We start from the raw sequence: 20,254 nt of genomic DNA on the forward strand, positions 1-20,254 counted from the left end.
GGAGTCGGGGGTGCGCGGGGCGGTCAGCGAAGCTGGAAGTAGCCGGCGTGGTGCTCGACGACGGCGTCCCAGTCCGCGTCCGCCGGGAAGCGCACGACGTCCCAGCCGGCCTCCTCCAGGCGGTAGCCGGCCTCCACGTCACGGCTGGAGTCCGCCGGCCGGCCGGGGACGTCGACGAACACGGCGAGGCTGACGCCGTCCAGGCGGAAGACCAGGTCGGGGCGGGCCGCCGCGGTGCCGACGAGGACGTCGACCTCGTCCGGCAGCCGGTAGCCCTTCGCCCTCAGCCAGCCCAGCAGGTCGCCCCGCGCGACGAGGGCCGCCAGGTCCGTCTCCACCGGGGTCGGCGCGGACGCCGAAGCAGCCCCGGGCGCGGCGCTCGCACCGCCGGGCGCCGCCGGCGCGAGCCTGCGGAACGCCTCGCTGCGGGACTCCCCGCGGTCCTCCCGCTCGGTGCGGGCGCCGGCCAGGCGCAGCAGCAGCGGGCGGGCGGTGTGCCGGCTCAACTGGCGGTGGTTCCCTTGGTTGGCGTACGTCAGCAGGCAGGTGTAGCAGCCGCGGGCGCACTTCTCGTGCTCCGTCGGCCCGCCCAGGTCCTCACCCGTGTCCGGGTCGAAGTGGCAGATCTCCAGCGCCGTGCGGGCGGCTGTCGCGAGGGCGTCCTTGTCGTGCTGGATGCGGCGCAGCACACCCGCGCCGCCCTCCGCGGCCTCGGTGAACAGCAGGCGGCGGCGCGGCCCGTCGTCCGGGGGCAGCAGCTCCGCCGTCAGCTCGGAGTCCTCCAGCTCGAACGCCGCCTCGATGCCCCGCTCCAGCGCGTACAGGAACGACAGGGCGACCGGTTCGGGCTGCGGCTCGTCCAGCGTCACCACGAGGATGTTGCGGCGGTCCTCCACGTACGGCAGGACCCGTTTCTTGCGGCGCTTCTCGTTGCCGTCCTCGTCGACCACCGGCATGCCGGTGCCCTCGATGGCGTCCGCGGCGGCCCGGTCGTTGAGCCAGCGGCCGTCGCCCAGGTCCAGCCAGTAGCCGTCCGGCTCGCCCTCTTTGTCGCGGACCCGGCCCAGGTTGGTGATGCGGACGGTCGCCGAGTCGCCGTAGTCCAGGTCCAGGACGGGCGCGCCGTCCGCGTCGGCGACGTGCGAGGTGAGGCGTCCCTTGCGGGCGCCGTGGTCCTGGAACGCGTACGACGTCTCCAGGCGGAAACCGGCCCGGCGGCGCTCCTCCTCGTCGGAGGAGATCCGCTCGCGCGGCGTGGTGTACACGGTGTGCAGGTGCAGCAGGCCCGTGCGCTTGCCGCGCAGCGGCTCGCCGCACATCGCGCACAGGTCGGAGCCGGCCTTGACGTCGTGGTGGTAGCCGCAGCCGTCGCAGCGGCGGGCCTCCGCCGTCGCCAGGTCGCCCGAGGCGTCCGGCGGCAGTTGGACCCGTGTGACCTGGTAGCGGGCGCCCTCGTGGTAGATGAGCGCGCCGGGGCCGAACTCGCGGATCGCGAGGAACCGGGGACGCTGGAGGTAGTCGCCGTCGGCGTTGCGGCGGTTGCCGGAGCGCGGGATGTACGCGGCCAGCGGCAGCCGGGGGAAGCTGTAGCCGGGCAGGAACCCCTCGGACGCCAGGTAGCGGTACGGGTTGAAGTCGCTCATCACCGACTTGCTGTCGGTGGAGCGGTTCAGCAGCAGGTTCGTCTGCGTCTCCGCTTCCCGGCGCCGGGTGCGCGCCCGGCTCTGCTCACCGGGGGAGAGGGTGTGGTCGACGACCCGCTTGTTCTGCTCGTACTGGTCGATGACGGCCGCCCGGAACAGGTCCCGCCACCGGTCGAAGGCGGCGTCGAACTTCTCCGGGGCCCGCTCGATCCGGTCCTCGATCCACTCGTCGTACCACCAGGTCGTCGCCTCGAAGTCCGCGATCAGCGGGGCGAGGACCGTGCGGGCGGAGGCGACCGCGCGCCGGCGGGCCCCCTCGTCCAGGGACAGGTCGCGGACGTCGCCCAGCAGCGGCAGCGGCATGTGAGGATCGGGGCGGTCGCCGCCGTCGGGGTCGTAGGCGACGTCGACGACGTCCGGGATCGCGGTGCCCAGCTTCATGCCGGTCTCCGCCAGCCAGATGCCCTGGAGGTGGGAGCGGACCAGGTCCTCGTTGGCGAGGTCCAGGCGCGGCGGGGCCACCTGCCCCGACACCATGTCCTGGGAACGCCGGAAGTAGTACTGGTCGTGGCTGTTGCCCGTCGCGCAGTACGTGGTCACCAGCGCGGGCTGACCCGAGCGGCCCGCCCGGCCCGAGCGCTGCGCGTAGTTCGCCGGGGTTGGCGGCACGTTGCGCATCATCACCGCGTTGAGCGAGGAGATGTCCACGCCCAGCTCCATCGTCGGCGAGCAGTACAGCAGGGGCAGTTCGGCGTCGCGGAACTGCCGCTCGCGCTCCAGCCGGTCCTCCGGCGTGACCTGCGCGGTGTGCTCCCGCGCGAACAGGCCGGCCAGCTCGGCCGCCGCCGTGCGGTACAGGTCTCGGAAGAACGGGTTGACGCGTGGTCCCTCGCCGCTGCTGTAGGTGCGCGCCAGTGGGTCGACGGCGCCCCGCTCGCCGTCACCGGCCCGCCAGACGAGGGCGGCGGCCGACACTCGGTAGCCGGTGCGCTTCTCCGACGCGCGGCGGCGGAAGGCCGGACCGGAGCGCTCGGGAACCGCCTCCACCTCGCGCACCAGCTCCGCGTCCCGCAGCACCTTCAGCAGGTCCTCGATGACGCACTGGACGTCGTCCAGGGAGGCGGAGGCCTCGCGCAGTTCCGGCATGTTCCGCCTCAGGTACTTGCCGAACTTGCCGCGCGCCGAGAGGAACAGCGCGGAGCGCTCCATGCCCGGCCGCGAGCCGTACGGATAGGCGGTGCCGACGGACGGCTGGTCGGAGTCGCCCAGCACCCACGGCCCGGTCAGCCGCTCCTCGCTCGCACGCTGCAGGGTGTCGAAGTCGTCGCGGAAGTACTGCACATCGATGGCGAGTTCACGCCGCATGTAGTCGAGCAGCGTACGGCTGATCTCCTCGCGCAGCGCCGGGTCGGCGTCGCGCAGCACGGCGTGCGAGGACTGCCAGCGGTCGGACCGGGCGGCGATCCAGTCCAGGTCCTCGTAGTCGATCCGCAGCAGACCCGTCTGCTCCAGGTTCGGCATCGTGATGCGCCAGCCGCGCTCCAGGTCGCGGTAGAGGCGGTATCCGACGACATCCCGGAAGACCTTCGCCGCCCGTCGCTCCATGGACGGTGGCAGGTTCGTACCCGCCGCGTACTCATGGGGCTGGAGCCCCATCACCTCGGTGACGGCCTCGGCGAGGTCGTCGTGGTGCAGCCCTTCGTCACCCGCCTGCACCGCGGCCTGGTACAGCGCGCCGCGCAACTGGGTGACCTGGGCGAAGTCGTTGAAGTGCCCGGCCTGCAGCGAGGCGTCCTGCCGGTTGTCGACGAAGGTGAGGAGCTTGCGCGCCTCCTTGCCCAGGCTCTCCTCGGGCACCGCCCGCAGGGACTTCACGATGGACGCGGAGATGAGCGAGGTCGCCGAGGAGCGCCCCTCCTGGTCCAGGGTGGCCAGCTTGGCGAAGTCCCGGCCGCGCGTCTGCTCGTACGAGACCTGGCAGTGCACGCAGAACAGGAACGGCGCCGGCACGAACGCCGCCACCAGGCCGCCCTCGCCCGACTCGTCACCGCGGGCGTCCACGACGACGCGCTTGGGCACGCGCGGCCTGTAGGACTTCTTGACGACCATCACGCCCTGCGCGTCCGGCTCCAGCCACGACTCCGGCAGCCGCCGGTCGTCCACGGCCTTCTGCGGGTCGGCCGGCCACTCGTAGTCCTGCCCGGGCATGCCCAGGTACAGGTAGCCCTCGCCCTCGCGGCCCCCGGAGGCGGACGTGTCCCGGCGCGGCTCGTAGCGGAACGCGCCGCCGTCCTCGGTGCGCCAGACGGTCAGGTACTCCTGGCCGCACTCGCGGCAGAACGCCAGCGGGAACAGCGGCTTGCCGTCGCTGCCCGGCTGCTCCAGCTGGTAGGTGCGGGTCAGCGGCCGGGTGAGCGGATCCTCCAGCGTCGTGTAGACGGTGTCGCCTTTGGAGAGGAACTGGTGCAGCCGGAACGCGAACAGAGGCCGCTCCGTCACCGGGTGCTTGGCCTGCGCGCCCGCCTCCAGGGTCGTCCGGATCGCCTCGCGTACGCTCTCCTCGGCCACCCCGGACGCGGCGGCCAGCTCGGCCGCCGCTTCCTCGACGGTTCCCGGGGCGCGGCGGCGCAGCCGCCCCGTGCCCTCCTCGCGCTCCAGCCCGAACCGCGACTCCACCCAGCGGGCGAGGGGATCCTTCGTCAGCGCCTCGTACGCGCGCGGCGCTGCCGGCACCCGCAGCCGCTCGGCGGGCACGCGCTCGGGGGCTTCCTCCGTCGCCCGGACCAGGGTCTCGCCGATGACCCGCTCCGGCAGCACCGTCGTGCCGAACAGACGCCCGGCCACCTTGGCCACCTCGCGCCGCTGGTCCTCCCAGGAGCCTTCGGTGGACATCGTCGCCGAGGTGCCGATGCACTGCAGGGACGCCGACGCCCGGCAGGCCTCACGGACCCGGCGGATCAGGAACGCCACGTCGGCGCCCTGCCGGCCCCTGTAGGTGTGCAGCTCGTCGAAGACGAGGAACTGCAGCCCCTCGGCCATGCGGATCAGGCTGGACCGGTCGTCCGGCCGGGTCAGCATCAGTTCCAGCATCACGTAGTTGGTCAGCAGGATGTCCGGGGGGTTCTTGCGCAGTTCACGGCGCTCCTCGGTGGACTCCTGGCCCGTGTAGCGAGCGAAGGTGACCAGTTCGCGGCCCTTCCCGAAGCCGTGACGCAGGTACTTCTCCAGCTCCCCGAGCTGCGAGTTGGCCAGCGCGTTCATCGGGTAGACGACGATCGCCCGCACTCGGCCGCCGGCGCCCAGGCCCGCGGCCTGACGCTCCTTCAGCACCCGGTCCACGATCGGCACGATGTACGACAGCGACTTGCCGGAACCGGTACCGGTGGTCAGGACGTAGGAGTCGCCCGCCTGCGCGGCCTCGATCGCCTGCCGCTGGTGGAGGTGGAAGGTCAGCGGCCGGCCGTCCGGGCGCGGCGAGGTCTCCTTCTTCCCCGCCTGGAAGATCTCCGCGCACCTGGGGTGCAGCACCCCGTCCCGCACGAGGTCGGTGACCTGGCCGCCGTCCGCGAAGAACGGGTTCAGCGACAGCCACGGGTCGGGCCACTGCGACTTCGCCTTCAGGTCGTCCGCGACGAAGCCCTCGATCCGGGCGTCCCGGATCACCGTCCCGCTCCTGGTGAAGCTCTCGTATTCGGCGATCAGATCGGCGTGGATACCGAAGACGTCCATCGCCTCGGGCAGGCGCGGCTCCCGGCGCGGCACCGGCGCGGACGCGGCGGGGGTTCGCTCGGGGAGCAGGGCGCGCAACCGCGCCACCGGGTCCGTCGCCTGCCAGTGCGGAGCGAGCAGGGCGGCCGTGGCGTCCGGCGCGAGCGCGAGGGGGACCAGCACCTCGCGGACCAGGGCGGCATTCTCCGGCCGTAGTTCGGCGTCCTTCTCCAGGAGGCGCTCCACCAGCCGGACCAGCCCGGCGGGCAGGTCCGGGCGCACCAGGGTCAGCTGCGGCGGTCGCTCGTGCAGGTGCTGTTCGGAGAGCTCGTAGTGGGTGCGGGCGGAGAATGGCGGTCGGCCTATCAGCAGTTCGTACAGGATGCAGCCGAGCGCGTAGAGGTCGGCCGGGGCGGAGACCCGTTCGGCACGGAACTGTTCGGGCGCCATGTAGCGGGCCGTGCCGAGGCTGACGCCGGTGCTGGTCAGCCGCGTCTGGTCGGGGTCGTCGACGATCGAGCCCATGCCGAAGTCGAGGATCTTGACAGTGCCGTCCCCGGTCAGCATCACGTTGGCCGGCTTCAGGTCGCGGTGGACGACCCCGGCGGTGTGCGCAGCGGTGAGCCCGGCGGCGATCTGCGCCCCGATCGCGGCGGCCCAGGAGACCGGGAGCTGGGGCTCCTCGTCGATGAGGTCCGCGAGCGGATGACCGTCCAGCAGCTCCATGGCCAGGTAGGGCAGACCGCTGCCGCCCGGGGCGTCGTCCACGCCGCCGTCGATCAGCAGAGTGAGGTTCGGGTGGCCCTGGGAGAGCATCCGCATGATCCGCACCTCGCGGCGGAAGCGGTCGACCTCCTTGCCGGACCCCGAGGTGTCGACCGCGATCCCGGTCCGGCCGCGCAGCACCGTCTTGAGGGCGACCTGGCGGTGCGGGGAGTACGGGCCGGCCTCGAGGTCCTCGGCCCGGTGCACCTCCCCCATGTTCCCGCGCCCCAAGGCCCCCGTGATCCGGAACCGTCCGCCGACTGTCTCCAGCCCCACTTACCCCTCCCCGCTCCACCCGTCACAGACAAGGTGGGTACACCCCTAGGAAGCGTATACCGTCACCCGGTGACGAGCATCACACCTTCCTGTTGACGTTGTCAACGGATGGTTGGGGTGCTGGGTCAGGCGGATAGCGCGGCGTCCCGCTCTCGACGGCAGGGCAGTTCCGCGATCCCGCACAGGCGTCGAGGTGATTGCCCAACCTCTTTGAGTCGATGGCGGGTCAGATGTCCCGGAACGTCTCGATCTGCGCCCCCACCGAGTTCAGCCGCTCCGCCAGGTCCTCGTACCCCCGGTTGATGACGTACACGTTGCGCAGCACCGACGTGCCCTCGGCGGCCATCATGGCCAGGAGGACGACGACCGCCGGGCGCAGTGCGGGCGGGCACATCATCTCGGCGGCGCGCCAGCGGGTCGGGCCCTCGACCAGGACGCGGTGGGGGTCCAGCAGCTGGAGCCGGCCGCCGAGGCGGTTCAGGTCGGTCAGGTAGATCGCGCGGTTGTCGTAGACCCAGTCGTGGATGAGGGTCTTGCCCTGGGCCGCCGCCGCGATGGCCGCGAAGAACGGGACGTTGTCGATGTTCAGGCCCGGGAACGGCATGGGGTGGATCTTGTCGATCGGCGCCTGCAGCTTGGAGGGCCGGACGGTGAGGTCCACCAGCCGGGTGCGGCCGTTGTCGGCGAAGTACTCGGGCGTGCGGTCGTGGTCGAGGCCCATCTCCTCCAGGACCGCCAGCTCGATCTCCAGGAACTCGATCGGCACCCGGCGCACCGTCAGCTCCGACTCGGTCATGACGGCCGCCGCGACGAGGCTCATCGCCTCGACCGGGTCCTCGGAGGGGGAGTAGTCCACGTCCACGTCGATGGTCGGCACGCCGTGCACGGTGAGGGTGGTCGTGCCGATGCCGTCGACCTTGACGCCGAGGGCCTCCAGGAAGAAGCACAGGTCCTGGACCATGTAGTTGGAGGAGGCGTTGCGGATGACCGTGGTGCCGTCGTGCCGGGCGGCGGCGAGCAGCGCGTTCTCGGTCACCGTGTCGCCGCGCTCGGTCAGCACGATCGGGCGGTCGGGGCGGACCGAGCGGTCCACCACGGCGTGGTACTGGCCCTCGGTCGCCGCGAGGTCGAGACCGAACCGGCGCAGCGCGATCATGTGCGGCTCGACCGTGCGGGTGCCGAGGTCGCAGCCACCGGCGTACGGCAGCTTGAACTGGTCCATGCGGTGCAGCAGGGGACCGAGGAACATGATGATCGAGCGGGTGCGGCGGGCCGCCTCCGCGTCGATCGCCGCCAGGTCCAGCTCGGCCGGCGGCACGATCTCCAGGTCGACACCGTCGTTGATCCACCGGGTGCGGACGCCGACGGAGCCGAGCACCTCCAGGAGGCGGTACACCTCCTCGATGCGAGCGACGCGGCGCAGCACCGTGCGCCCCTGGTTGAGCAGTGAGGCGCACAGCAGCGCCACGCACGCGTTCTTGCTCGTCTTCACGTCGATGGCACCGGACAGCCGACGCCCGCCGACCACCCGCAGATGCATCGGACCGGCGTAGCCGAGGGACACGATCTCGCTGTCGAGGGCTTCCCCGATGCGCGCGATCATCTCAAGGCTGATGTTCTGGTTGCCGCGCTCGATCCGGTTCACCGCACTCTGGCTGGTGCCGAGCGCCTCGGCCAGCTGCGACTGAGTCCAGCCCCGGTGCTGCCGAGCGTCACGGATGAGCCTGCCGATGCGTACGAGGTAGTCGTCTGCCATGTGGTTGAGGTTATCTCAGATATGAGATGAGGTCCGACCGGGGGGTCCGTTCGGGTGACGGGACGTCAATCCGACCCGGTGGCCTCAGTGTCGCTTGGTGGTGTGCGTGCGCCGCCAGCCGAAAGGTCCGGGCAGATCCATCGACGTCGTACGGCGCCCCGTGCTGCTGCGGGTGTATCGAGGGCCGTTCTTTCCGCCGCCGGTGGTGATGGACCAGGAGCGCTTGTTGATGTTCAGTCGCACCCCCGGAAGGATCCGGAAACTCTTGCGGAACGTGAGCGGCATGCCTGACTCCTCTTCGTCGTCCGTCTCAGGTGGACACCGGATTCGGATACCCGGGAAAAGGCCGCACATGACCCACGGCGGACGCCGGGGCATGACCAACCGGCCCGGGTGTATTAGAGTTATCTCGACATCGAGATATCTGCCGAGGTGCACCGCAGCCGCCACGCCCGGTAAGGGTTACCTAACTTAGCCTTACCTTAGCGGATCGGTCGAGATGCCGTGGCGGCAGGATCGTGGTGGTACGCGCACATCAATGAAGGAGACTGTCGTGTCGGCGAACAGCTTCGACGCCCGCAGCACGCTGCAGGTGGGCGACGAGTCGTACGAGATCTTCCGGCTGGACAAGGTGGAGGGCTCGGCTCGCCTTCCGTACAGCCTCAAGGTCCTGCTGGAGAACCTGCTCCGCACCGAGGACGGCGCGAACATCACCGCCGACCACATCCGCGCCCTCGGCGGCTGGGACTCGCAGGCCCAGCCGTCCCAGGAGATCCAGTTCACGCCGGCCCGCGTGATCATGCAGGACTTCACCGGCGTTCCCTGCGTCGTGGACCTCGCCACCATGCGTGAGGCCGTGAAGGAGCTGGGCGGCGACCCGGCCAAGATCAACCCGCTGGCGCCGGCCGAGCTGGTCATCGACCACTCCGTCATCGCCGACAAGTTCGGCACGAACGACGCCTTCAAGCAGAACGTCGAGCTGGAGTACGGCCGCAACAAGGAGCGCTACCAGTTCCTGCGCTGGGGCCAGACCGCCTTCGACGAGTTCAAGGTCGTCCCGCCGGGCACCGGCATCGTCCACCAGGTGAACATCGAGCACCTGGCGCGCACGGTCATGGTCCGGGGTGGCCAGGCGTACCCCGACACCCTCGTCGGCACCGACTCGCACACCACCATGGTCAACGGCCTCGGCGTCCTCGGCTGGGGCGTCGGCGGCATCGAGGCCGAGGCCGCCATGCTCGGCCAGCCGGTCTCCATGCTCATCCCGCGTGTCGTCGGCTTCAAGCTGACCGGTGAGCTGAAGCCGGGCACCACCGCCACCGACCTGGTCCTCACGATCACCGAGATGCTGCGGGGGCACGGTGTCGTCGGCAAGTTCGTCGAGTTCTACGGCGAGGGTGTGGCGGCCACGAGCCTCGCCAACCGCGCCACCATCGGCAACATGTCGCCCGAGTTCGGCTCCACCGCCGCGATCTTCCCGATCGACGACGAGACCCTCAACTACCTGCGTCTGACCGGCCGTTCCGAGCAGCAGGTCGCCCTCGTCGAGTCGTACGCCAAGGAGCAGGGCCTCTGGCTGGACCCGGCCGCCGAGCCCGACTTCTCCGAGAAGCTCGAGCTCGACCTGTCGACGGTCGTGCCCTCCATCGCCGGCCCGAAGCGCCCGCAGGACCGCATCGTTCTCGCCGAGGCCGCCCAGCAGTTCGCCAAGGACGTCCTCAACTACGTCGAGGCCCCCGCCGCGCAGCCCGCCGCCTCGGCCTCACCGGTCGACGAGGCCAGCGCCGAGTCCTTCCCGGCCTCCGACGCCCCGGCCTACGGCAGCCAGGAGAACGGCGCCGGCGCGCCGCAGCACGCCGACGGCACCGGTGCCGCCGTCCCGTCCAACCCGGTCACCGTGACCGCCCCCGACGGCACGTCGTACGAGATCGACCACGGTGCGGTGACGGTCGCGGCCATCACCTCCTGCACCAACACCTCCAACCCGTACGTCATGGTCGCCGCCGCCCTGGTGGCCAAGAAGGCGGTCGAGAAGGGCCTGACCCGCAAGCCCTGGGTCAAGACCACCCTCGCCCCCGGCTCCAAGGTCGTCACCGACTACTTCGAGAAGTCGGGCCTGACCCCGTACCTCGACAAGGTCGGCTTCAACCTCGTCGGCTACGGCTGCACCACCTGCATCGGCAACTCCGGCCCGCTGCCGGAGGAGGTCTCCAAGGCCGTCAACGACCACGACCTCGCGGTCACCTCGGTCCTCTCCGGCAACCGGAACTTCGAGGGCCGGATCAACCCCGACGTCAAGATGAACTACTTGGCGTCCCCGCCGCTGGTCGTCGCCTACGCCCTCGCCGGCTCCATGAAGGTGGACATCACCAAGGACGCCCTGGGCACCGACCAGGACGGCAACCCGGTCTACCTGAAGGACATCTGGCCCTCCGAGGCCGAGGTGAACGACGTCGTCGCCAACGCCATCGGCGAGGACATGTTCTCCAAGTCCTACAGCGACGTCTTCGCCGGTGACGCCCAGTGGCAGGCGCTGCCGATCCCGACCGGCAACACCTTCGAGTGGGACCCCGAGTCGACCTACGTCCGCAAGCCCCCGTACTTCGAGGGCATGGAGATGGAGCCGGCCCCGGTCGAGGACATCGCCGGCGCCCGCGTGCTCGCCAAGCTCGGCGACTCGGTCACCACCGACCACATCTCCCCTGCCGGTGCGATCAAGGCCGACACCCCGGCCGGCAAGTACCTCACGGAGCACGGCGTCGAGCGCCGCGACTTCAACAGCTACGGCTCGCGCCGCGGCAACCACGAGGTCATGATCCGCGGTACGTTCGCCAACATCCGCCTGCGCAACCAGATCGCGCCGGGCACGGAGGGCGGCTACACCCGCGACTTCACGAAGGACGACGCCCCCGTCTCCTTCATCTACGACGCCTCGCGCAACTACATCGAGCAGGGCATCCCGCTGGTCGTCCTGGCCGGCAAGGAGTACGGCTCCGGCTCGTCCCGCGACTGGGCCGCCAAGGGCACCGCGCTCCTCGGCGTCAAGGCCGTCATCGCCGAGTCCTACGAGCGCATCCACCGCTCGAACCTCATCGGCATGGGCGTCCTGCCGCTGCAGTTCCCGGAGGGCCAGTCGGCCGCGACCCTCGGTCTGACCGGCGAGGAGACCTTCTCCTTCTCCGGCGTCACCGAGCTCAACAACGGCACCACTCCGCGCACGGTGAAGGTCACCACCGACACCGGCGTCGAGTTCGACGCGGTCGTCCGCATCGACACCCCCGGCGAGGCGGACTACTACCGCAACGGCGGCATCATGCAGTACGTCCTGCGCAGCCTGATCCGCAAGTAAGCGGACCGCACGGCACCACACGGCAGTCAGAGGGCCGCGTTCCCGGGAAACCGGGGGCGCGGCCCTCGCCGTCCCGGGCGGCAGGCCGTCCCGGGCGGCAGGCCGTCCCCGGCATCCGTGTCGGCCACGGGGGCCACGACATCGCGGTGTCTCATCCGAGTGCGGCGGCCCTGGGACAGGGCGCGCCTTGGCGGGCACCGGCGGTCGAGCCCCTCGGTTCCGTACCCGTCGCCGTCGAGCCGGTCATAGCCGCGTGCGGCGGGCGCGCCACAGGGGCACCTACGCCACTCGCGGTACCGCCTCCCTTGCATGAGGGCGGAAGCGCCGTAACGGGCCGGGCGCTGGAGATCTCGGCGTCGTGATGCCCGCTCGACCCGCGCAGCTCACCCCCCGCGGTACTTCGCCGCCGCTGCCTGGGCGAGGTCCTGTGCCTTGTCCAGGGCCTTGTCCACCGACTGCTGCCCCGCGATGGCCGCGGAGATCTGCTCCGAGACCGCCGTACCGAGCACGGCGAACTCGGGAATGCCCAGGAAGCCGATGCCGGTGTAGGGGCGCCGGGTGACGCCGGGGTTCCTCGGGTCGGCCGAGTCCGTGGCCGCCGTGTACTCCTGCCGGTACCAGGCCCCGGCCGCCTGCTGGTACTCGGGATTGGCGTAGAGCGACTTGCGGTTCCCGGCGGGGGCCGAGGTCCAGCCCAGCTCCTGGCCGACCTGCTCCTGGTACTCCTTGGAGGAGGCCCAGGAGATGAACTTCCAGGCCGCGTCCTTGTTGGCGGAGGCCTGCTGGATGCCCCACGCCCAGGTCCACAGCCAGCCGGCCCGCTCGGTCCGCTCGTGCGGGGCCGGGACGTAGCCCACCTTGCCCTTGACCGTGGACCCGTCGGCCTCGATCGACGAGGCCAGCGACGTGGCGTCGTACATCATCGCGCACTTGCCCTCGACGAAGCTGTCCAGGATCTCCAGCACGCCCATCCGGTCGGCGCCGGGCTGGCCGTGGGAGCGGAGCAGGTCGACGTAGAACCCGACGGCCTTCTTGAACTCCGGTGAGGTCAGGCGCGCGTTCCAGTTCATGTCGTACCAGGCGCCGCCGAAGGTGTTGACGACCGTGTTGATCGGAGCCAGGTTCTGGCCCCAGCCGGGCAGGCCGCGCAGGCAGATGCCGCTGGCGCCGTCCGCGCCGTCGACCCGGGCGGCGAGGTCGGCGACCTGCTCCCAGGTCGGGTTCGGCGGCATGGTCAGTCCGGCCCTGCGGAAGAGGTCCTTGCGGTACATCAGGAACGAGCCCTCGCCGTAGAACGGCTCGGCGTAGGTCTTGCCGTCGTCCCCGGTCAGGGAGGACACCAGGTTGGGGAAGACGTCCCTCTGGTCGAAGGACTCGTCCCCCTTCACGTAGGGGTCCAGCGGGGCGAGCCAGCCGTTGTCCGAGTAGATGGGCACCTCGTAGGCGCTGACGCTGGCCACGTCGTAGGTGCCGGCCTGGGTGGCGAACTCGCGGTTCATGCGCTCCCGCGCCTCGTTCTCCGGGAGCAGGGTGTAGTCGACCTTGATGCCGGTCTCGTCGGTGAAGTGCTCCTTGGTGAGCTTCTTGAGCGTCTGCATCTGGGGCGCGTCCATGGCGAGCACGCTGAGATCGGCCTGATCACCCCGGGGCGAGTCCGAGCCGCCGCACCCCGCGAGGACCAGGCCTACGGCCACCGTGGCGGCCACGGCCAGCCGGGCGAGACAACTCCGTTTCATGGCACTCCGGGGCACGACGTCGGGCCTTGACCACACGCGTGGCCACTACCCACCTTTGCCATTCATTAGGCATTTCACAAGATAAAAGACATAGTGTGCATGAGGAACAATTCGTCCGTCACGGACGGCCGCGCCGGGCCTCCGCGCGTCTGGTGAGCGCGTCGGCCGCGACGGCGGCCAGCAGCACCCCACCAGTGATCATGAACTGCACGGCGTCCTCCACCCCCAGCAGCCCCATGCCCGAGGCGATCGACTGGATGACCAGCACCCCGAGCAGCACGGACCAGGGCGAGCCACGTCCGCCGAACAGACTCGTCCCGCCGATGACGGCAGCGGCGATCGCGTTGATCAGCAGCATCCCGGAGCCGGCGGCCCGGGCCGTGGTGGGGCTCGCCGAGGTGAGGCTGGAGGCCACGAACAGGCCTCCGAACGCGGCCAGCGTCCCCGACACCATGAACATCGCGACCCGCACCCGCTCCACCCCGATGCCGGCGCGCCGCGCCGCCTCGACCCCGCCGCCGAGCGCGTACACCCGCCGGCCGTAGCGGGTGCGGCGCAGCACGTAGTCCGAGACGACGAGGACCGCCAGGAAGATCAGCAGTGCGAGCGGCAGCCCCTGGAAGCGGTTGAGGGTGTAGGCGGCGGCGAAGGCGACCAGCGCGAGGACACCGGTGCGTGTCCAGATCTCGGCCGTCTGCCGGTACGGCATCCCGGCGGCCCGGTGACGGCTGCGCCTGCGGTGGGCGGCCAGGAAGTACCCGGCGGTGCCGAGCGCCGCCACCGCGTACGCCGCCGCCGGGTCCTCGAAGTGCCGGCTGGTCAGGGAGGCGACCAGGCCCTCCTCGTCGATGTTGATCGTGCCGCTCGCGCCCAGCAGGTAGAGCGTCAGGCCGTTCCAGATCAGCAGCCCCGCGAGCGTCACGACGAACGCGGGCACCCCGAGCCAGGCGAAGAAGAACCCGTGGAAGGCGCCCACGGCCGTGCCGGCGGCCACCGCGACGATCACCGCGGTCCACTCCGGCCACCCCTGGTTCACGTTCAGCACCGCGAACGCGGCCCCGGCCAGCCCGCTGACGGAGCCGACCGACAGATCGATCTCCCGGATCAGCAGCACGAACACGATGCCGACGGCCACCAGGCCGGTCCCGACGATCTCCACACTGAGGTTGGACAGGTTGCGCGGCGAGAGGAACTTGTCGTCCAGCGCCTGGAAGACGATCCAGATCACGATCAGCCCGGCGATCACCACGAGCGGCCCGCGCTCGCCGCCCTGGAAGATGCCCCGGATCTCCAGGGCGTAGGCGCGCAGACCGTCGGACCAGCCGCGGGTGCGCGGCCGGCCGTCGGCCGTGACCGGTACGGCACCGCGCTCCGTCCCGGCCGGCTCGCCGTCCCGCTGCGACCCGCCCCGGCTCACGGCCAGGCCCCCTCGTCGCCCTTCGAGCGATGCGCCACGGCGTTGTCCGCCGCCCCGGTGACGGCGGAGATGATCTGCTCCTGCGTCACGCTGCTCACGTCGAACAACCCGTTGTTGCGGCCCAGCCGCAGCACGGCGACCCGGTCGGCCACGGCCTTGATGTCGCCCATGTTGTGACTGATGAGGATGATCGCCATACCGTGGTCGCGCACCTCCTCGATGAGGTCGAGCAGATGGCTGGTCTGCTCGACCCCCAGAGCGGCGGTGGGCTCGTCGAGCAGCAGGACCTTGGGCGCGCCCATGAGCGAGCGGGAGATCGCGACGGCCTGCCGCTGCCCGGCGGACAGCGCCGCGACCGGCATCCGCACGTCGGGGAGGCGGATCGACAGCGCGCGCATCAGATCGCGGGCGCGGCGCTCCATCTCCACCTCGTCGAGGACGCCCACCCGGTCGATCTCACGGCCGAGGAAGAGATTGCCGACGACGTCCAGGTTGTCGCACATGGCGAGGTCCTGGTAGACGGTCGCGATGCCCAGGGCGTGCGCGTCGTGCGGGCGTTTGATCTGCACGAGCCGTCCCTCCCACTCGATGGCGCCCCGGTCGGCGGGGTTGACACCGGAGATCACCTTCACGAGCGTGGACTTGCCGGCGCCGTTGTCACCCGCCAGGGCCACCACCTCACCGGCCCGGATCTGAAGGTCGACGTCCACGAGCGCCTGCACACCGCCGAACCGCTTGGAGACACCGCGCAACGCCAGCACGGGCGGATGGGCCACGGGGGACCACCTCCCTCATCGGGTCAGCCCGATCCGGTCACAGGCGGGCCGGAGCTTCGGGGTGCAGATCTGGTCGATGGTGTAGACGCCGTCCCGGACGAGCGTCCGGCCGATGTCGTCCCGCGTGACGGGGAGCGGGTTCAGCAGCACCGCGGGGATGTCCTTGGTGGTGGGGCTGTCCACGGTCGACGTGACGAAGGCGCCCAGGTCGTTGCCCCGGGCCAGGGCGACCGCCATCGCCGCGGCCGCGTCGGTCTCCTTGCGGAAGGGCTTGTAGACGGTCATGTACTGCTCGCCCTCGACGATGCGCCGCACGGCGTCGAGATCCGCGTCCTGGCCGGTGACCGGGGGGAGTGGCGCGACGCCCGCGCTCTTGAGCGCCGAGATCACGCCCGAGGCGATCGAGTCGTTGGCCGCCAGTACGCCGTCGAACCCGTTCGGGCCGAGGTCGCTGATCGCGGCGGACATGTGGTCGTGCGCGTTCTCCGTGCGCCACCCCAGCGTGGTGTACGACTTGAGGATCCGCACCTTGTCCTGGAGGACGGACCGGGCCCCGCCCTCGTACCAGGCGGCGTTGGGGCTGGACGGGTCGCCGTTCATCATCACCACGCCCCCGCCGTCGGCCTTGGCGCCCATGCCCTTCAGCAGCGCCTCGCCCTGCAGCCGGCCGACCTGACCGCCGTCGAAACTGACGAAACCCGAGATGGGGCCTTCGGCGAGCCGGTCGTAGGCGACGACCGGGATGCCCGCGCGGTCCGCCGCCCGCACCGAGGAGCGCAGGGCCTTGGGGTCGACGACGTCCAGGAGCAGCACCGAGACGCCCCGGGTGATCATGGAGTTCATCTGCTGCCGCTGGCTCCCCGCGTCGTTCTCGGCGTTGGCGTACACCACCGTGCAGTCGGGGCACAGCTCCTTCACCCGCTTCTCGATCATGGGCTTGTCCGACTGCTCCCAGCGCGGCACCGCACGGCTCGGCAGCAGCAGCCCGACGGTCATACCGTTCTCGCTCCCGCCGCCGTCCTCGGTGCACCCCGCCAGGGTCAGGGCGACGACGCCCGCGAGCAGCCCGGCGGCCACACGCCACCCGTGCCCCCTCATCCCGCGCCTCCCTGCTCCGCCGGGCCCCGGTCCTGGCTCCGGCCCCGGTCCTGGCTCCGGCCCCGGTCCTGGTCCCGGTTCCTGCCGCGGCTGCGGCCCATGCCCCAGCCGCGGTCCCGGTTCCAGCCGATGCCCCAGCTCCGCTCCTTGCCCGGCGGCCGTTCCCCGCCCGCCTCGATCCACGGCCCGGTCCCCGGCTCCGCCGACTCCGACGCGGGCCTCCGTTCCCCTTCCGGCCGGGACACGACGATCTCGCTCCAGACCTGCTTGCCGCCGCCGACCGGGACCGAGCCCCAGGCCATCGACATGGCCTCGACGAGGAAGAGCCCCCGGCCGCCCGTCGACTCCCAGTCCACGACCACCGGCTTGGCCGGGGCACGCGGCGAGGAGTCGTTCACGGTCACCCGCACCCGGTCCGTGGCCAGGGTCAGTTCCACGCGGACCGCGCCCTGCGTGTGCACGAGCGCGTTGGTGACCAGCTCCGAGACCACGAGCAGGATGGTGTCGGCCTCGGCCACGACGTCCCAGGAACGCAGCGTCCGCGCGCTGAACCGGCGGGCGTGCATGACGGCGTCCGGCAGCCGCCACACCACCCAGCCCGCCCGCACCGGCCGGACCCGCATCCCGTCGTAGCGCAGCAGCAGCAACGCCACGTCGTCCTCCCGGCGCCCGGCATCGCCGAGCAGGGCGTCGGCCATCCGCCCCGGGTCGGAGGGGTCGGCCTCGGCCAGCGCCTCGCGCACGATCCGCATCCCCTCGTCCACATGCAGCTCCGCCGACTCGACCAGGCCGTCCGTCACCAGCGCGAGCACCGTGCCCGGGGCCAGCGCCAGCGCCGTCAGCGGGAACTCCGCGTCCGCGAGGACACCCAGGGGGAGGCCGCCCTCGACCGCGACCTCCTCCGTCCCGCCGTCGGGATGACGTACCAGCGGGGACAGATGACCGGCCCGCGCGAACAGCGCGTTGCCCTCCTCCATGTCCAGCTCCACGTAGCAGCACGTGGCGAACAGGTCGGTCTCCATACCGACGAGCAGCCGGTTGGCGTGCGCGACGACCACGTCCGGCGGGTGGCCCTCGACGGCGTAGGCCCGCACGGCGGTGCGCATCTGGCCCATGATCGTCGCGGCCCCGGCGCTGTGCCCCTGCACGTCCCCGATGACCAGGGCCACCTTGCCCTCCGACAGGGCGATCACGTCGTACCAGTCGCCGCCCACCTGGAGCCCGCGCCGAGCGGGCAGATAGCGGGCCACGGCGGTGCCCCCGGGCAGCCGGGGCAGCCGGCGCGGCAGCAGGCTGCGCTGGAGCATCGTCGCGAGTTCCTGCTCGGCGTCGTAGGCGTGCGCCCGCTTCAGGGCCTGCCCCACGAGCCCGGCGGTCGCCGTCAGCAGCGCCCGCTCCTCAGGGGCGAACTCGTGCGGCGTGTCCCAGCCGACCAGGCACACCCCGGCCATCCTGCTCTTCGCGGGCAGCGGCAGGACCGCGAGACCGCCGGGGCCGATCCCGGCGAGCCCGGGCTCCAGCTCGGTACCCGCCGGCCACAGGCTCATCCGTCCGTCCCGCAGCGCCGCCTGGAGCGTGGGCAGCGCGGAGACCGGCGCGTCGGGCCACTCCGAACGCCACTCGGAGCGCCACAGGTCCGGCCAGGCCCCGGCACCCGGCGGATCGAGCACGGTGACCGCCAGCCGGTCCTCCAGCAGTTCGGCCAGCGCCACCCGGTCGGCGGCCAGGGGTTCTCGCAGCGCGGCCACCACCACGCGGCTGACGTCCCGGACCGTCACGGCGTCGTCGAGCGCGGTCGTCAGCCACTGGAGGCGGGCGACGTCACTGGCGCTCCGGCGCAGCACGGGAGCGGCGGTCACCGCGCCCAGCACCCGCACCGGTGCGCCCTCGGGCCCTTTCAGCACACGGCAGGTCAGCCGCAGCCAGCACAGTTCGCCGGTGGGCCGGCGGATGCGGAACTCCAGCTCCCGGCGCGCCGGGGCCTGCGCGGACGGTTCGATGACCGACATCAGGGCGGGGGCGTCCTCCGGCACGCTGCAGGAGAGCAGAGTGTCGGTCTTGCCGTCGAAGGCGCCCTCGGGAATGCCGACCAGTTCGAGCAGGGCCGCGTCCGTCTCGACCAGCCCGGTGCCGGGCGTCAGGGCGAAGGAGCCGACCCCCAGGGCGCGCAGGGCGGAATCCAGCAGGGGCGCGGGGGCGGACCGGTCGGCCTCGCCCCGCAGCCGCTCGGCCACGGCGTCGGCGTACCGCTCCAGGAACTCCCGCTGCTCGCCCCCGAACCCCTCCCCGGCCTCTCCGACCACGACGAGACATCCCAGCCAGCCGCCCGCCGCCCCCAGCGGCAGCGCCCCGAGCGGGGCGGAGGTGCCGGCACCGGGAAGGCCGGTGAGCACGGCACCCCCGAGCCACAGGGCCCGCCCGCTGCGGAAGGCGTCCGCCACGGCCCACCCACAGCGGCCGGCCCCGGGTTCGGCGCCAGGGGAGGGCGCGACCGAGGCGCCCGGCTCCTGCACCGCCACCGGGGAGTCCAGAGCCGCCGGGACAGCACTCGGCAGCCTGTAAGTGCCGGGCTCGGCCACCCCGGCCGATTCCACCAGCCGAAGCTCCGCACCGTCCTCGCTCCGCACGTACACCGCCGCCAGCGCCACCCCGGCGAAGGCCAGCACCCGCTCCCTCGCGGCGGCCTCCGGCGCGCGAGGACGGGACGGACCGGGGACGGTCGCCCGGGTATCGCCGTACTGGGGCATCTCCGCATCCACCTCCCGTCCGTGCCGCGGCCACCGGCAGGTGGGAGTCCCCGGAACTCGAACGACGACGCGGCGGTCCCACGCCGCACCTGAGCGGCAGGGCACCCTCACAACAGAATCGCACACCTGGATAACACCGACATATGAGACGTACGGGTCTACCGGGCTCGGCGCATCCGGCCGTTTACCGACGTACGCCCGGCGGCACGCGCCGCCGCCCGGCTAGCGTTGCGTCGCATGGCCCACACGGAGATCGAGATCACCGCGGAACTGATCCGGGACCTGCTGCGCGACCAGCACCCCGACCTGGCCGATCGCCCCTTGCGGCTCGGCGCGCGCGGCTGGGACAACCAGCTCTGGCGCCTCGGAGACGACCTGGCCGTCCGCCTCCCCTATGCGACGCCCGACGCGGACGTGCTGCTCCGCAAGGAACACGCCTGGATGCCCGGTATCGCCCGGCGCCTCCCCTTGGAGGTCCCCGTCCCGCAGCGCCTCGGTGAACCCTCCGAGCGCTTCCCGCGCCCCTGGATCGTCACCACCTGGGTGCGGGGCACGCCCGCCGACCGGGCCCCCGCCACCCGCGCCGCGGAATCGGCCGACGCCCTGGCCGCCTTCCTCACGGCTCTCCACCGCCCCGCTCCCGACGGCGCTCCCGCCGGCCGTGGCCGCGGCGGCCGTCTCGCCGACGGTGCCGACGGGTTCGCCGGGCAGCTCGCCTCGGTCGCGGAGCTGGGTCTGGTCCCGGACCCGGAGGCCGTCGGGGCGGTCTGGGAGGACGCCGTCGCCGCACCCGAGTGGACGGGGCCGCCCCTGTGGCTCCACGGCGACCTGCACCCGGCCAACGTCCTCACCGCGGACGGCACCTTCTGCGGAGTGGTCGACTTCGGCGACCTCTGCGCGGGCGACCCGGCCTGCGACCTCGCCGCCGCCTGGACCCTGCTCCCGGACGGCGCCGCCGACCGCTTCTTCGCCGCGTACCGTCC

General features: G+C 71.8%; 10 protein-coding genes. 2 read left to right on the forward strand and 8 right to left on the reverse strand.

Features of this window, described 5'->3' with window-relative positions; translation table 11 throughout:
• Nucleotides 1-23 precede the first annotated feature (23 nt).
• From SSQG_RS30015 to SSQG_RS30025, 3 genes are all read right to left on the reverse strand, one after another.
• A complete protein-coding gene (locus tag SSQG_RS30015) occupies nucleotides 24-6,392 on the reverse strand; it encodes a protein kinase domain-containing protein (protein WP_039933941.1) in 6,369 nt (2,122 codons plus the stop codon).
• Nucleotides 6,393-6,618: 226 nt separating this feature from the next.
• Nucleotides 6,619-8,148, reverse strand: coding sequence for a helix-turn-helix domain-containing protein (locus tag SSQG_RS30020; RefSeq protein ID WP_003993694.1), 1,530 nt, complete (start codon nucleotides 8,146-8,148; stop codon nucleotides 6,619-6,621).
• A gap of 84 nt (nucleotides 8,149-8,232) precedes the next feature.
• A complete protein-coding gene (locus SSQG_RS30025; protein ID WP_003993695.1) occupies nucleotides 8,233-8,433 on the reverse strand; it encodes a DUF4236 domain-containing protein in 201 nt (66 codons plus the stop codon).
• Nucleotides 8,434-8,701: 268 nt separating this feature from the next.
• Between SSQG_RS30025 and SSQG_RS30030 the strand changes: the two genes are divergently transcribed.
• Nucleotides 8,702-11,497 carry an aconitate hydratase gene (locus SSQG_RS30030; protein WP_003993696.1) on the forward strand — a complete coding sequence of 932 codons (2,796 nt, stop codon included), beginning with the start codon at nucleotides 8,702-8,704 and terminating at the stop codon, nucleotides 11,495-11,497.
• 383 nt (nucleotides 11,498-11,880) lie between these two features.
• Here SSQG_RS30030 and SSQG_RS30035 read toward each other — a convergent pair whose 3' ends face one another.
• From SSQG_RS30035 to SSQG_RS30055, 5 genes are all read right to left on the reverse strand, one after another.
• Nucleotides 11,881-13,233 carry an ABC transporter substrate-binding protein gene (locus SSQG_RS30035; RefSeq protein ID WP_003993697.1) on the reverse strand — a complete coding sequence of 451 codons (1,353 nt, stop codon included), beginning with the start codon at nucleotides 13,231-13,233 and terminating at the stop codon, nucleotides 11,881-11,883.
• 118 nt (nucleotides 13,234-13,351) lie between these two features.
• Nucleotides 13,352-14,650 carry a sugar ABC transporter permease gene (locus tag SSQG_RS30040; protein ID WP_003993698.1) on the reverse strand — a complete coding sequence of 433 codons (1,299 nt, stop codon included), beginning with the start codon at nucleotides 14,648-14,650 and terminating at the stop codon, nucleotides 13,352-13,354.
• Complete coding sequence (locus SSQG_RS30045; RefSeq protein WP_003993699.1) at nucleotides 14,647-15,426, reverse strand: ATP-binding cassette domain-containing protein; 780 nt, start codon at nucleotides 15,424-15,426, stop codon at nucleotides 14,647-14,649. The genes SSQG_RS30040 and SSQG_RS30045 overlap by 4 nt, the downstream gene beginning before the upstream one ends.
• A 15-nt stretch (nucleotides 15,427-15,441) precedes the next feature.
• Entirely contained in the window at nucleotides 15,442-16,524 is a 1,083-nt protein-coding gene (locus tag SSQG_RS30050; protein WP_003993700.1) for a substrate-binding domain-containing protein, read from the reverse strand.
• Entirely contained in the window at nucleotides 16,521-19,271 is a 2,751-nt protein-coding gene (locus SSQG_RS30055) for a SpoIIE family protein phosphatase (protein ID WP_078506951.1), read from the reverse strand. Before SSQG_RS30055 ends, SSQG_RS30050 begins: the two co-directional genes overlap by 4 nt.
• Nucleotides 19,272-19,508: 237 nt before the next feature.
• Between SSQG_RS30055 and SSQG_RS30060 the strand changes: the two genes are divergently transcribed.
• Nucleotides 19,509-20,254, forward strand: a 746-nt coding sequence (locus SSQG_RS30060; protein ID WP_003993702.1) for an aminoglycoside phosphotransferase family protein, incomplete at its 3' end; no start/stop codon positions are given.

The organism is Streptomyces viridochromogenes DSM 40736, assembly GCF_000158955.1.
GTDB lineage: Bacteria > Actinomycetota > Actinomycetes > Streptomycetales > Streptomycetaceae > Streptomyces > Streptomyces venetus.

Excerpts from the sequence above, each read along its gene's own strand:
- SSQG_RS30035 (WP_003993697.1), bottom strand. The coding sequence starts at position 13,233 with ATGAAACGGAGTTGTCTCGCCCGGCTGGCCGTGGCCGCCACGGTGGCC.
- SSQG_RS30055 (WP_078506951.1), bottom strand. The coding sequence starts at position 19,271 with ATGCCCCAGTACGGCGATACCCGGGCGACCGTCCCCGGTCCGTCCCGT.
- SSQG_RS30025 (WP_003993695.1), bottom strand. The coding sequence starts at position 8,433 with ATGCCGCTCACGTTCCGCAAGAGTTTCCGGATCCTTCCGGGGGTGCGA.
- SSQG_RS30050 (WP_003993700.1), bottom strand. The coding sequence starts at position 16,524 with ATGAGGGGGCACGGGTGGCGTGTGGCCGCCGGGCTGCTCGCGGGCGTC.
- SSQG_RS30020 (WP_003993694.1), bottom strand. The coding sequence starts at position 8,148 with ATGGCAGACGACTACCTCGTACGCATCGGCAGGCTCATCCGTGACGCT.